Source organism: Polyangium jinanense (assembly GCF_028435365.1).
Window position 1 is genome coordinate 147,024 of the sequence record NZ_JAGTJJ010000022.1, and the last position, 12,728, is coordinate 159,751.

General features: G+C 69.6%; 8 protein-coding genes. 5 read left to right on the forward strand and 3 right to left on the reverse strand.

All coding sequences use genetic code 11. From position 1 onward, the window contains the following. Window positions 1-287 precede the first annotated feature (287 nt). On the forward strand, window positions 288-1,871 hold the full coding sequence (locus KEG57_RS29795; protein ID WP_272459065.1) for a serine/threonine-protein kinase: 1,584 nt from the start codon (window positions 288-290) through the stop codon (window positions 1,869-1,871). Here KEG57_RS29795 and ruvX read toward each other — a convergent pair. Further along, window positions 1,868-2,503 (reverse strand): Holliday junction resolvase RuvX, encoded by a 636-nt coding sequence (gene ruvX / locus KEG57_RS29800; RefSeq protein ID WP_308215648.1) that lies wholly within the window; start codon window positions 2,501-2,503, stop codon window positions 1,868-1,870. The genes KEG57_RS29795 and ruvX overlap by 4 nt on opposite strands. 14 nt (window positions 2,504-2,517) lie before the next feature. Here ruvX and hisS point away from each other — a divergent pair, with 14 nt between their 5' ends. Genes hisS through KEG57_RS29815 form a run of 3 tightly spaced genes read left to right on the forward strand, consistent with a single transcriptional unit; the run spans window position 2,518 to window position 6,378 of the window. Then, window positions 2,518-3,807, forward strand: a complete 1,290-nt coding sequence (gene hisS, locus KEG57_RS29805) for a histidine--tRNA ligase (protein WP_272426751.1) — start codon at window positions 2,518-2,520, stop codon at window positions 3,805-3,807. After that, entirely contained in the window at window positions 3,804-5,510 is a 1,707-nt protein-coding gene (locus KEG57_RS29810; RefSeq protein ID WP_272426752.1) for a hypothetical protein, read from the forward strand. The genes hisS and KEG57_RS29810 overlap by 4 nt, the downstream gene beginning before the upstream one ends. Before the next feature lie 52 nt (window positions 5,511-5,562). Continuing rightward, a complete protein-coding gene (locus KEG57_RS29815; RefSeq protein ID WP_272426753.1) occupies window positions 5,563-6,378 on the forward strand; it encodes a hypothetical protein in 816 nt (271 codons plus the stop codon). A gap of 6 nt (window positions 6,379-6,384) precedes the next feature. Here the strand turns inward: KEG57_RS29815 and KEG57_RS29820 are convergent, their stop codons facing one another. Together KEG57_RS29820 and KEG57_RS29825 are read right to left on the reverse strand one after the other, a co-directional pair. Further along, window positions 6,385-7,263, reverse strand: coding sequence for a PAS domain-containing protein (locus KEG57_RS29820; RefSeq protein ID WP_272426754.1), 879 nt, complete (start codon window positions 7,261-7,263; stop codon window positions 6,385-6,387). Between the two features lie 17 nt (window positions 7,264-7,280). Continuing rightward, window positions 7,281-11,267 (reverse strand): serine/threonine-protein kinase, encoded by a 3,987-nt coding sequence (locus tag KEG57_RS29825; protein ID WP_272426755.1) that lies wholly within the window; start codon window positions 11,265-11,267, stop codon window positions 7,281-7,283. Between the two features lie 165 nt (window positions 11,268-11,432). On the opposite strand from KEG57_RS29825, the gene KEG57_RS29830 reads away from it, so the two are divergent. After that, window positions 11,433-12,719 carry a tetratricopeptide repeat protein gene (locus tag KEG57_RS29830; protein WP_272426756.1) on the forward strand — a complete coding sequence of 429 codons (1,287 nt, stop codon included), beginning with the start codon at window positions 11,433-11,435 and terminating at the stop codon, window positions 12,717-12,719. The last annotated feature ends 9 nt before the right edge of the window (window positions 12,720-12,728 follow it).

Consider the following 12,728-nt stretch of genomic DNA (forward strand, 5'->3'; position numbering starts at 1 on the left):
CGAGCGCCGGGTCGTCCAGGCGTCGCCCGACGGCGAGCGCGCGCCCGTAGCGGCGCGTGCCCACGTGATCGGGCCGAACGAAAAACGGAGGCGGAGTATACGCATCTCGTCCGTTCGGTCAACGCGCTCCTCCGGACGGAGGCGGACAGTCGGGGTGGGCGGTGGGATTGTCACCCTCGGGAAGCCGACTTCCGCTAGTCTGCGTCGCGATGGCCGGCAATTTTCGGCCCCCCGATTCGGGGGCTTCTCCCCATATGGCTGCGTCCTCGGCACAGCCATCGATCGTCGTGGGCCCCGCGACCACGAACCTCACCGGGATCGGATCCGCGGCCACCGGGTACGGATCGGCCGACTCGTTCGTGGCAGGCATCGCCGCCGCCCAGCGCGTATGCCCGACGTGCAACAGCCGTTTTCCGGGCGAGTACAAGGTCTGCCCGAAGGACGGCGCCGAGCTCCAGGAGGAGACGCACGACGAGCTCCTCGGCCAGACCCTGCGCGAGTCGTACACCATCGTCCGCGTGATCGGCGAAGGCGGCATGGGCCGCGTCTACGAGGCGCGCCACACACGCATCGGCTCGAAGCGCTTCGCCATCAAGATGCTGCACCCGGAGTACGCGCGTCAGCCCGACGTGCTCTCCCGCTTCCAGCGCGAGGCCGAGGCCGCAGCGCAGATCAAGAGCCCCCACGTCATCGACGTCTACGACATCGATCGCACGGCCGACGGGCGCCCCTTCATCATCAGCGAGCTGCTCGACGGCAAGGAGTTCGCCGACCTGCTCACGCAGATGGGCAAGATGGCCGTGCCGCAGGCGGTGCGCATCGTCCGCCAGGTCTGCAAGGCGCTCGCCGCCGCGCACGCGAAGGGCGTCGTGCATCGCGACATGAAGCCGGAGAACGTCTTCCTCATCGGCGATCTGACCCGCCCGACGGCGAAGGTGATCGACTTCGGCATCTCGAAGATCGAGGACAACGCGACCGGCAAGGCGCTCACGCGCACGGGCATGATCATGGGCACGCCCGCGTACATGGCGCCCGAGCAAGCGCGTGGTCACCGCGTCGACCACCGCGCCGACATCTACGCCGTCGGCGCGATGCTCTACTGCGCGCTCACGGGCAAGCGTCCCTTCGATCACGGCGATCCCGCGGCGACACTCATGGCCGTGCTCTCCGAGGATCCGCAGCGGCCACGCGCGCTCGAGCCGAGCATCCCCGAGACGCTGGAGATGGTTATCCAGCGCGCGATGGCCAAGGAGCCGGACGCTCGTCACCAGAGCATGGCCGAGCTCGACGCCGATCTCGCGCCCTGGGACACGGAGGAGCCAGCCAGCGCCGCGATGGTCCCCGTCGGGAATCCGACCGGGACCGGGACCGCGGCGCGCCCGTCGGCGCTCTTCATCAAGCAGCAGCAAGAGGCCACGATGGCGCGGCCGATGCTCGTGCTCATGACGGTGCTCGGCATCTTCTTCACGCTCGGCGGCCTCATCACGACCGCGGCGTCCATCTTCCGCATCACGCGCGGCGGCGGCGCGACGGCGAACCTGACCGTCTCGGAGTCCGTCCTGCTCCTGCTCCTCATCCCGGTCGCGCTCGCGACGCCGATCATCCTGTTCATCCGCCACATGCGGAAGGCGGTCTGGAGCAACACGGTGAAGGCGATCGAGCTGCTCGGGCGGCTGCGTCGCCCGGTGGTCGTGGGCCTGTGCGCCTACGGGTTCGGCTCGATGCTCGTGCGGCTCATCGAGTCCGTGCTGCTCCGGCGCGCGGTCGGCGTGGCGTGGCCTGTGTGGGATGTGCTCCTGCTCGTCATCGCGCTCGTCGCGGCGCTGATCGCGCATCTGATGCTCGACGGCGACAACAAGAAGGCGGTCTAGCGCCTACCACCGCGTCCGCGCGGCGGGGGCGGCGGCATGGCGAGCGCATCGGCGCTGCCGAGGCCCTGGGCCCGATCGAGGTAGGCCTGGAGCATCACGGCGGCGGCCATCCCGTCGATGACGCCTTTTTGTCGCTTGGCCGAGGTGCCGCCCTCCCGGAGCTTCCGGGCCGCCTCCACGGTCGTCCAGCGCTCGTCGAAGAGCTCCACGGGCACGCCCGTGGCCTGGCTGATCTCCTGGGCGAGGTCGGCGGCGCGCGTGGCCATCGGGCCGTATGCGCCCGACATGTCGAGCGGCAGGCCGACCAGGAAGAGCCCCACCCCTTCCTCGCGGGCGAGCTCGCCAAGGGCGCGAATCAGCGCCTTTTTATCGCGCCCGTCGAGTGGGGGCCGGGGGTGCGCGAGCAGGCCGAGCTCGTCGGCGATCGCCACGCCCACCCGGGCCTTGCCCAGGTCGAGCGCACATACACGCGGGGGGTTTGGGGGCACAGCTCCGCTTGTCGGAGCGGAGCCCCCATCGTTCGGGTTCGGGGGACGGCCAGGACGCTCTCCCATACCCGAGACAAGGGAGGACAGACCCCGTCGTACGTCAAGAGGTCGGCAGAGCTTGACCCTTCTCGGCTCTCCGACCATAAGCCGCGGCGGACATGGAACTTCGCGCGGTCAAGGGGATGAACGACATCCTGCCGGACGAGGCGGCGCGCTGGCAGCGCCTCGAGCAGGCGTTCCGCGAGCACGTCGCTCGGTACGGCTACGACGAGGTGCGCACGCCGATCCTCGAGCACACCGCGCTCTTCTCGCGGCAGATCGGCGAGACGACCGACGTCGTGGAGAAGGAGATGTACTCGTTCGCGCGTCACGGAGACGAGCTCACCGTGCGCCCCGAAGGCACGGCCGGCGCGGCGCGCGCGTACGTCGAGCACAAGATCCACACGAAGGAGCCCGTCTCGCGCTGGTACTACCTCGGCCCGATGTTCCGCGGCGAACGCCCGGCGAAGGGCCGCTACCGGCAGTTTTATCAGGCGGGCTGCGAGCTCTACGGCGACGCGGGGCCGCTCGCCGACGCCGAGATGATCGAGATGATCCTCTCGCTGCTCAGCAGCGGGCTCGGCATCAGCAACATCGAGGTGCGGCTGAACTCGCTCGGCGCGTCGGGCACACGCGCGCGGTATCGCGACGCGCTCGTCGCGTACTTCACGCCGATGAAGGACAAACTCTCCGAGGACTCGCAGCGCCGGCTGGAGAAGAACCCGCTGCGCATCCTCGACTCGAAGGACCCGCGTGATCGCGAGGCCTCGAAGGGCGCGCCCTCGATCCTCGAGCTGCTCGACGAGGCCGACGCCGCGCACTTCGCGGGCGTGCGCCGCCACCTCGATGCGCTCGACGTTCGGTACATCGTCGACCCCACGCTCGTGCGCGGACTCGACTACTACACGCGCACGCTCTTCGAGTTCGTCACGACCGCCGGTGATCTCGGCGCGCAGAGCACGGTCGTCGGTGGAGGCCGCTACGACAACATGATCGAGGGCCTTGGTGGCCCGAGCGTGCCCGCGATCGGCTTCGCGATGGGCATCGAGCGGCTGCTCACGTTGATGCCCGGCGAAGCCTCGCGCGAGCGCCCCGCGATCTACATCGCGCCCCTCTCGGACACGTGCACGAGCCGCGCGCTCGTGCTCGGCCGCGACCTCCGCGCGCGCGGCGTGCGTGTCGAGGTCGACGGACGCGGCGGACGCCTCAAGGCGATGCTCCGCCGCGCCGATTCGCTCGGCGCGAAGCTCTGCGTGATCCTCGGCGACGGCGAGCTCGAACGGGGCGTCGTGTCGGTGAAGGATCTTGCGGCACACAAGCAGGACGAGGTACCGCTCGCGGATGCGGCGGACGTCCTCGCGGCGCGGGCGCGGGCCGAGGTTTCTCCTCCGCCGGGCGAGGCGCGGTGAGCGTCCTTCGAAGGCGTGGCGCCTCGCTGGCCTCCCTCGTGATCGCGGCGCTCGTCGCGGTCCCGGGGCTCGCGCTCGCACAAGGCGGCATGGGCCCGGGCGGGCCTGGAGGTGGTCCACCTCCCTCGCAGGGGCGCCCGAAGCAGCCGCCATCGGACCAGCCGCAGACGCACGCCGCCTCCGGCGCCGAGGACGCTCCGCAGATGCAGACGCAGGAGCCCTCGCTGCCGCAGGATCCGCTCGCGGTCCCGCCGGCCGTGGCGAAGCGCCTCGGATCGAGCTCCGATCCGGAGGCGACCCCGCCGCTTTCGCCGTCCGAGCGGCGTTTTTATGGCCTGTGGTATTCGGAGAAGAGCCCGAAATACGAATTTCGCACGCTCTTTCCCCTGTGGGCCGAGTGGAAAAAGCCGCAAGAGAAGGACCGCGCCAGCCTCTTCGGCCTCTTTTATTACAACCGTCGCAGCCCCAAGGCCGACGCCGACGTCCTTTTCCCGCTGTTCTGGCGACTCCGTGACGGCCAGACCCGCACGACGGTCATCGGTCCGTACGTGCACCAGGAGCGTGAGGCCACGGCGAAGCAGCCGGCGAGCCACATGAACATCCTGCCCCCGCTTTTCTTCGAGGGAAAGACGGGGACGAAGAGTTACCTGCACATCCCGCCGCTGCTCACGTTCACGCAGCACACGGATCACGACGGCCTCGACATCGTCGGCCCGATGTTCTGCAAATGGAAGGGCGGCCCCGCGTGCGACACGCGCACCGCCGACGACATCGACCTCGGCGTCGCGCCTCTTTATTTCTACGGCCGGAACGAGACGACCGAATACGAGATCATCCCGCCGCTCCTCCATTACTATCGTTACAACGAGATCGGCGAGAGCTGGCTCAACGTCTGGGGCCCCTACATCCGCCGCCACGATAACGAAAGCGACAGCCGCCACGTCGTGCCGTTCTACTGGCATACCTGGGGCAAGAACAAGGAACACCTCACGGTCTTCCCGTTCTTTCATTATGGCTACGAGGGCAACGCCTCGCGCCTCGTGACGCCGCTCTTCTGGTGGGAGCGCGGCGAGAAGGGCGAAAAGACGTTCGCGACCTGGGGCTATGCCCATTACCAGGGCCGCACCGAGCTCGAGATGATCACGCCGCTCTACTGGCATTATCGTGATCCGGACATCGGGCTCGATCGGAAGCTCTTCTTCCCATTCTTCTACAAGGGCGAATCGCCGCGCGGCAAGGAGCTCGCGGTCTTCCCCTTCTATGGCCGATTCCAGCGATACGGCCTCAGCGACGAGACCTGGATCACGCCGCTCTTCCGCTATCGCACGGACACCACGGGCTGGGCGGCGAACCTCTTCCCCATCTTCCACATGGGGCGCACGCATCAATCGTCGCACCTCGTGCTCGCGCCGTTCGTGTGGGATTTCGCCTCGCCGACGTCGCGCGCGACCGTCGTGCTCCCGGGCTTCTTCCGCTTCGCCGACCAGGACGGCGTCTCGCAGCTCGCGCTGAACACGTTCTATCGCGAGAAGAAGGTCCCGGGCGGATCCGAATGGGAATTCCACTTCTTCCCGTTCTTCTCGTACGGCCAATCGCCCGTCGGCCACTGGTGGAACGTCCTCTACGGTTTGGCGGGGTATACGCGCGAGGGGACGATGTCCAAGATGCGCCTCGCCTATATCCCGATCACGCTCAGCAAATAGCTCGGCCACGCGAGGCCTTTCCGCGCGTCGAATGGCGTGGTAACGTAGGCGTGTGCTTGCTTTTCGTCGCGCGCTCACGCTGGGGATCGCGGTCGCCTCGCTCCTCGTGACCCGGGAGGAGGCGCAGGCAGCGCCGTGCGGGCGGGTTCGATTCGTCACGGTCTACGATTCGCACGGACTCACGGCGTTCGGCGACCGGATCGACGGCTGGCTCCTTTCGCAAAAAGACGCCGAGCTCGAGAGCTACACGCTCGGCGGCGCGTCGACGGAGTGGCTCATCACCGCGAAGGTATCGCGGAGAGGCTACCATTACCATAGCTGCGACAAATCGCCGATCGTCGCACGGGTCCGGTTGCCCGAGCGCAAGCTGCGCGCGCCGACGCTCGACGAATTGCTCGCGCCGCCCGGCACGTATGAAAAGCAGGTCGTGCTCGTCGGGCTCGGCAGCAACATGCCCGGGGAGCCTTCGCTCCAGGTCGGGAGCGTCGAGCAGACGATCCGGCGAATCAAGTCGCATCCGAATACCGTCTGCGTGTGGATCGGTCCGCCCTCGATGCGAAAATGGTCGCCGGGCTTCGGCGACAAGGTCTACGCAATGCTACGCGCCGGCATCAAGGCCGCCGAGGAGGATCCGAAGGCCGCGCCCGCCTGTCACCTCGTCGACAGCCGCAAGTTCTCGTCCTACCCCGACGGCGGCGACGGCTGGCATTACGGATTTTTCCCGGCCGGTATCGAGGCCGCCACGAAATGGGCGGACGGCGTCACCGGCGAGCTCGACAAGATCCTCCGCGCCTCGCACCCCGCCGCTCCGATGGCCAAAAACGAGGCAAGCACGCGGCAGCAACCGCTGTCGACACCCAGCCCCTGACGCGATTCAAGCGCGTCCGGTGGGCGGCCCTTTTCGCCGGACGCGTTGTTTCATCGCGAACGAGATCCCGTCCTCCAGGGTGGACCGCGTCGTGATGCGCCCGAAATCCACCTGGAGCTCCACGAGCGTCCGCGCGATCTCCGGGCCGATGCCCACGAGCACGCTCTGGCAGCCGAGCAGCTCCGCCGCTTGCACCGCGCGCGCGAGGTGCGCCGCGACCGCCGTGTCGAAGGTCGGGACGCCCGTCACATCGAGGATCACGATCTCGGCGCCCCGCTCGTGAATCGCGCCGAGCAACGTCTGCAGCGCGCGTTCGGCCCGCCGATCGTTCATCTCGCCGACCAGCGGCATGAGGAGCACGCCCCGCCCGACCTGGAGCACCGGCATGCTCATCCGGTCGAGCATCGTGGTCTGCGCTTCGATGACCGCGCGTTGCTCGCGGTTCTCCGCTTCGAGCCGCTCGGCCCGTTGCAGGCGCTCCTTCATCGTCGTGATATCGGTGACGATGCCGCAGAGGCCCACCACCTCGCCGCCGACGTTCCGCAGCGGGAACTTGCGCGTCCAGATCGTGCGCGTCACGCCGTCCGAGCTCGTGGCGAGCTCCTCGTTCTCGTTCGGCTGACCGCTGCAGAACACGACGTCGTCGAAGTGCCAGAAGACCTCGGCCTGTTCCTTCGGCATGAAGTCGGGATCACTCGCGCCGATCAGCACCTCGTACCGCTGACCGACCAGGCGGCAAAACCCCTGGTTGCAGGCGATCAACCGGTGATCGCGGTCCTTGACGAAGATGGGATCGGGGATCGTGTCGAGCACGAGCTGGAGGAGCAGGAACGTCTTCCAGTCGGCTCGCTCGATGCTCGGAAGGAGGAATGCCGCGACGCTCACGATGCCCCCCTACCCCCTCAGCCCGTGATCCCCCAGGCCTGCGCGATCTCGCGCGTCTCCACGTGCTCGGGGATCGCGACGAACGTCCGTCGCGCGTCCGCATCCGTGATCGTCGCGGTGCGACGCTCGATCTCCTGCAACGCCTCCGCGATCACGGCGCGCGCCTCTTCCACCTGACCCGCTGCGTGGAGCGCGCGCGCCAGGATGAGCCGCACGAGCCCCTCGCCCTCTTCGAGCGCGCCCACCTCCGCGAGCAGCTTGCGCGATGCGCGCGCGTTCGCGAGCGCCTCTTCCACGTTGCCCACGGCGAGCAGCACCCGCGCGAGCGTCGCGTGCCCGTGGCAGAGGTACGGCGGTGCGACCGCGAGCCGATCCACCGCGCGCCGCGCCTCGGCCTCCGCCTCCGCGAGGTCGCCCATCATCAGGTGGATCGTCGCGAGCTCGTCGCGCCCCACGCCTTCGAGCCGGCGATCGCCGTGCGCCGCGAACTCCGTGACGGCCTGCTCTTCGAGCGTCTTCGCCTCTTCCAGCCGGCTCATCCGCGCGAGCGCATACCCGAGGTCACGCTGCGCCGACGAGACGATGTGCTTGGCGCCCATGCGCTCGGCGTCCACGATCGCCGGCACGAGCGCTTTCTCCGCGCCGCTCCAGTCGCCGACTTCCAGGCAGGACGCGCCGTAGTTCGCACGCTGCAGGCACGCGTTCCGCACGTCGCCGGCCTTCTCGAACCCCTCGGCCGAGAGCGCGAAGTACCGCGCGGATGCGCCCGTCTCGCCGACGAACGGCGCGCGGAACGCCCGCGCGCGCTCGCGCCAGCCCACGGCCAGCGGCTGCTGCGAATTCCCCGCGAGCCTCTCGAGCTCCTTGAACAGCGACTCCGCGAGCTCGTTCTTGCCGAGCAAGAGCGCCGACGTCGAGGTGCGCGAGAGCGCCGCGATGTGGCCGTCGCTCACGGGCGCCTCCTGCATGCACGCGACCGTGAGCAGCGCGTCGCCGAGGACCTCGACGCGCTCGACGCTGCCGAGCTTGCCGAACACGCTCGCCATCTCGCCGACCGCGAAGAGCCACGGATCGCTGCCCGCGGGCAGGATGTGGATCGCCTCGAGGCCTCGCTCCTCGGCCTCGGCGAACTTGCCTTGCCAGCGATACGCCTCGGCCTGACGCAGCCTGAGGCGACCGAGCTCCTCGCCCTGCGCCCCGCAGGTGATCGCCCGCTCGCTGCGCTCGATCACGGCCTCGAAGTCGCTGCCTTCGAGCGCCGTCTCCGCCGCGCGCGCGTACCACGACGCCGCGCGGATCAGATCGCCGCCGCGCTCGTGGTGCTGCGCGAGCACCATCGCCTCGGTCTCGCCCACCGATTCGAGCCACGCGGCTGCGAGGCGATGGCCGAGCATGCGATCGGCGTCCGTGAGCGTCGCGTACGCCGCCTCGCGCACGAGCGCGTTGCGGAAGGCGTGATCCTCCTGCTCGAGAAACCTACGCGAGGTCCGGCGCAGGACGAGCTCGCGCTCGACGAGCATGCCGAGCGCCTCGCGCACCGACGCCTCTTTCTTCTCGCCGCCGATGAGCGCAGCCACGCCCGCGGGCCAGAAGACGTCGCCGAACACGCTGGCGGCGCGGAGGATGCGGCGCTCGACGGCCTCGAGCTCTTCGAGGCGCGCTTGCACCATCGCGAGCACCGTGCCGGGCAGCGCGTCGCCGCGGCCCGAGGCCACCGCGCGCACGATCTCTTCGAGGTAAAACGGATTGCCCGCCGCGCGCTCGATGATGCGCGCCGTGAGGTCCGGCGTCACGGTGTTGCCGAGCCAAACCTTGCAGAGCTGCTCGCTCGCGCGCCGCCCGAGCTCGCCGAGGCGGACCTCCTGCATGCCGCGCTCCTCCCAGAGGCGCGGGAACACACGCGAGATCTCCGGACGTGCGAGCGCGAGCACGCAGAGCGGCTTCTCCCGCGCGTGGCGCAGCGCCGCGTCGATGAGCCGCACCGTCGGCAGATCGCCGAAATGCAGATCGTCGAGCAGGAGCAGCACGGGCTTCTGCGTGCACTCGGCGAAGAGCCAGTCCTCGAACGCGCGGCGCATCTGATCACCCATCAGCATCGCGTCCGCGCGCGCCGCGGCGAGCAGGTGGCTACGCTCCGCGGGCAAACGCAGGCCGAGGATCTCGCCGAGGAAGACGGTCACGCGCACGACGTCCTCGGCCGGGACGCACGACGAGACACGTGCGAGGAGGTTTTCCTCTTGCACGGCCGCGAGCGCGCCGACCTCGATGTTCGCGGCGGCGCGCACGAGCTGCGCGAGCATGCCGAACGTCGAGCCCGCGGCCATCGGATCACCACGCGCGACCCACACTTCCGGATCGTGCCCCGCCGCGTCGAGCCTGCGCAGCACCTCCGTCGCGACGCGCGACTTGCCGACGCCCGCGGGCCCCGTCACCAGCGCGACCCGCGCGATCGGCTCGCCGATGCTCTCCTCCATGATCGCAACGAGCGTGCTGATCTCGCGCTCGCGCCCCACGCACGGGCTCGGCTTGCCGAGCAGCGTGCGCGCCGCGTCGGCCCGATCCCGCACGGTTTCGAGCACCCGCGTCGGCCCGTCTTCTCGTACGTCGAAGCGCGCGTCGAGCAGGCCTGCCGTCACCTCGTCGACGAACACCTGCCCCTCCATGCGCACGCCTTCGCGGCGCGCCGCGGAGAGCGTACGCGCGGCCGACTCCGCGGCGTCGCCGACCGGGAGCTGCTGCGCCACGAGGCCACGCCCCGTCGCCACCGCGATCGGAACGCCTGGCAAGAGCTCGCGCATCGCCATCGCCGCTCGCGCGGCCCGCGCCGCGAGATCGATCGCGGCCGCGGCGCCCGTGAACACCGTGAGCAGCGAGCCGTCGACGAGCCGCTCGAGCTTGCCGCCGTACGCGGCCGCGACGCCGTTCAGATCGTCGAGCGTGCCCGCGGTGCCGCTCACCGCGTCGCCGCTCAGGCTCGGCAGGCTGCGGCGCATGATCGCCTCGGCCATCATCCCCGGTGTGAGCGTCACGTCGGTCTCGGTGGCGTCACCGTCCGCGATCGTCTTCGAGAACGTGCTCGTCGCGAGCACGACGCAGAGGAGCTGCTGCTCGCGCACCGTGATCGCCGGCCGACTCATCACGGACGAGCTCACGAGCCCGCTGCTCGGCGGCCCACCGGGCAGAGGCCCGAGTGCGTCGAGCGCGGCGACGACCATCGCTCCGTCGCGCGGCCGGCCCGCGGGATCCTTGCAGAGCATCGACGAGACCAGGAGATCGAGCGCGACCGGCGTCTCGCTGCGGATCGTGCGCACGCGCGGCGGCTCCTCGAACAGGATGCGCGAGAGCGTGGCCATGAGCTGCTCCGAGGCGAACGCGGGCCGCCCCGTCAGGCACTCGAAGAGCATCGCGCCGAGGGAAAACACGTCGGCGCGCGCGTCGACGTCCTTGCGTCCTTGTGCTTGCTCGGGCGCCATGTACCCGGGCGTTCCGAGCAGCGTCCCCGTGCGTGTCGCGAGCGTCCGGCCGTAGCCGAGGCGCGCGATGCCGAAGTCGAGCAGCTTCGCCTCGTCGACATCGCCGCGCGGCAGGAACACGTTGCTCGGCTTCACGTCGCGATGAACGATCCCGCGCGCGTGCGCGGCTCCGAGCGCGTCGGCCACGCGCCGCGCGAGCCGGATCGCCTCGTCGAGCGGCAGGCGACCGCGCGCGAGACGATCGGAGAGGTCCTCGCCTTCGAGCCATTCCATGACGAGGAAGAGCTCTCCTTGGGGCAGCGATCCGTGCGACACGTACCGGACGATGCCTGGGTGCCGGAGCTCGGCGAGCAGCACGGCTTCGGCTGAGAAGCGCTCCATCTCGCGCACGTTGCGCCCGCCGAGGACCTTGACCGCGACCACGGCGCCCGACTCGAGATCGCGCGCGCGGTAGATCGTGGCCATCCCGCCCGAAATCGTGTGATCTTCGAGCTCGAAGCGCGCGGCAACCCGCATCCCTGGCTTCAACATCGCCCAGGAATTCTATCCGGGCGGATGCGCGATCATCCAAGTCATTTCGCGGCGCTCCGCACACGTACCCGATCGACCCGGGCGCTCGGGGTCAGCGGCGACTCCATGACAAGCCTTCCGCGAAAGCGCGCCTCCCCCCCTTGCTCGCGCACCTTCCGGCGGCGCATGATGCGTGCGCGCATGGGCCATTTCCTCATCGGTGACGCGGATTTCGAGTACCGGAGCTTCACGACGTTCCCGCTCCTCGAGCACGTCCTCGGGGTCGGGCGGATGTTCTGCGCGCCGCGCTTCGAGCTCGTCGACGAGGAAGGCGCGCCTCTCGACGACGAGGACGCGTTCCTGGCAGAGCTCGGCGAATCCGCGCCGGAGCTCTTTTTGCCGTACGGCGAGGACCTCGTCAGCCTGCCCTCCACCGCGGATCTCGACCTCGTCCTCGGGCACCTGCTCGCCCGCGTCAGGCAAGCGGACGAACGCATCCGCGCGCGGCGAAGCAGCGGGCAGGAAGGCGCGCGCGTGCGCTGGTCCCTGCCCTTCGTGTGGGAGCTGCGCAAGGACGAGTGGGGCGCGCTGCTCGCGACGATCCAGGCGGCCCTGCCCGAGGAGGCATCGCTCTCGCTCGAATTTTTGCAGGCAGAGGAGACGGAGGAGCTGCTCGATCGGCTCTTCGATCGGGATACGCGGCTCGGGCAGCTCCAGGCGGCCTTGTCGGAGACGCACGGCTTCGGCCTCGCGGCGCTGGCGTTCGCGGTCGCGCACGACATGCCGACGTTCACGGTCGAGGACGAACCGGTGTTTTACGAGTTCGACGAGGGAGGCGAGGCGCAGCGGTTCATGAACCGGCTCGAATCGACGGTGCTCGCGGCGCCGGAGGCGACCCGGATCGAGCAGATCGCCGTGCACGCGGATTCGGCGCTGCAAGCGCTCGAAGAGGAGCGGGTCGCGGACGCGCTCGCGGACGCGCGGCAGGCGCGGGCGTGGACGTGGGGCGTGCGGGACGCGGCGGCGATCGCGGCGGCCTATCGTGCGAGCGCGACGGCATGGCTCGAAGCGGGAGAGCTCGATCGCGCGATCACGGACGCATCGTGGGCGATTTACCTGGAGCCGGACGCGGACGGGTTCGATACCCGCGGGATCGCGCGGCACCTCGGGGGCGACGTGGAGGGGGCGATCGCCGATTACACGGCCTCGCTGGAGCTCGCGCCCGAGGCGGCGCGGGTGCTGTCGAATCGAGCGGAGGCTTATTTCGATCAGGGGAACGACGCGGCGTGTATCGCGGACGCGGAGCAATCGATTGCGCTGGATCCCGAATACGCGACGGCGTTCGTGTGGCGAGGGCGGGCGCTTTTGCGGATGGGGCGCGCGGACGAGGCGAGAGCGGACGCGGAGCGAGGGGCGGAGCTCGGGGATGCGGCGCTCTGGGACGAGCTCCAGGCCGCGTCGAGCCAGGGGTAAACGAGTTTT

What these genes read in the sequence shown, in the direction of transcription:
- ruvX (WP_308215648.1), bottom strand. Translation starts at nt 2,503, where the DNA reads ATGGTCGGAGAGCCGAGAAGGGTCAAGCTCTGCCGACCTCTTGACGTA.
- hisS (WP_272426751.1), top strand. Translation starts at nt 2,518, where the DNA reads ATGGAACTTCGCGCGGTCAAGGGGATGAACGACATCCTGCCGGACGAG.
- KEG57_RS29825 (WP_272426755.1), bottom strand. Translation starts at nt 11,267, where the DNA reads ATGTTGAAGCCAGGGATGCGGGTTGCCGCGCGCTTCGAGCTCGAAGAT.
- KEG57_RS29830 (WP_272426756.1), top strand. Translation starts at nt 11,433, where the DNA reads ATGATGCGTGCGCGCATGGGCCATTTCCTCATCGGTGACGCGGATTTC.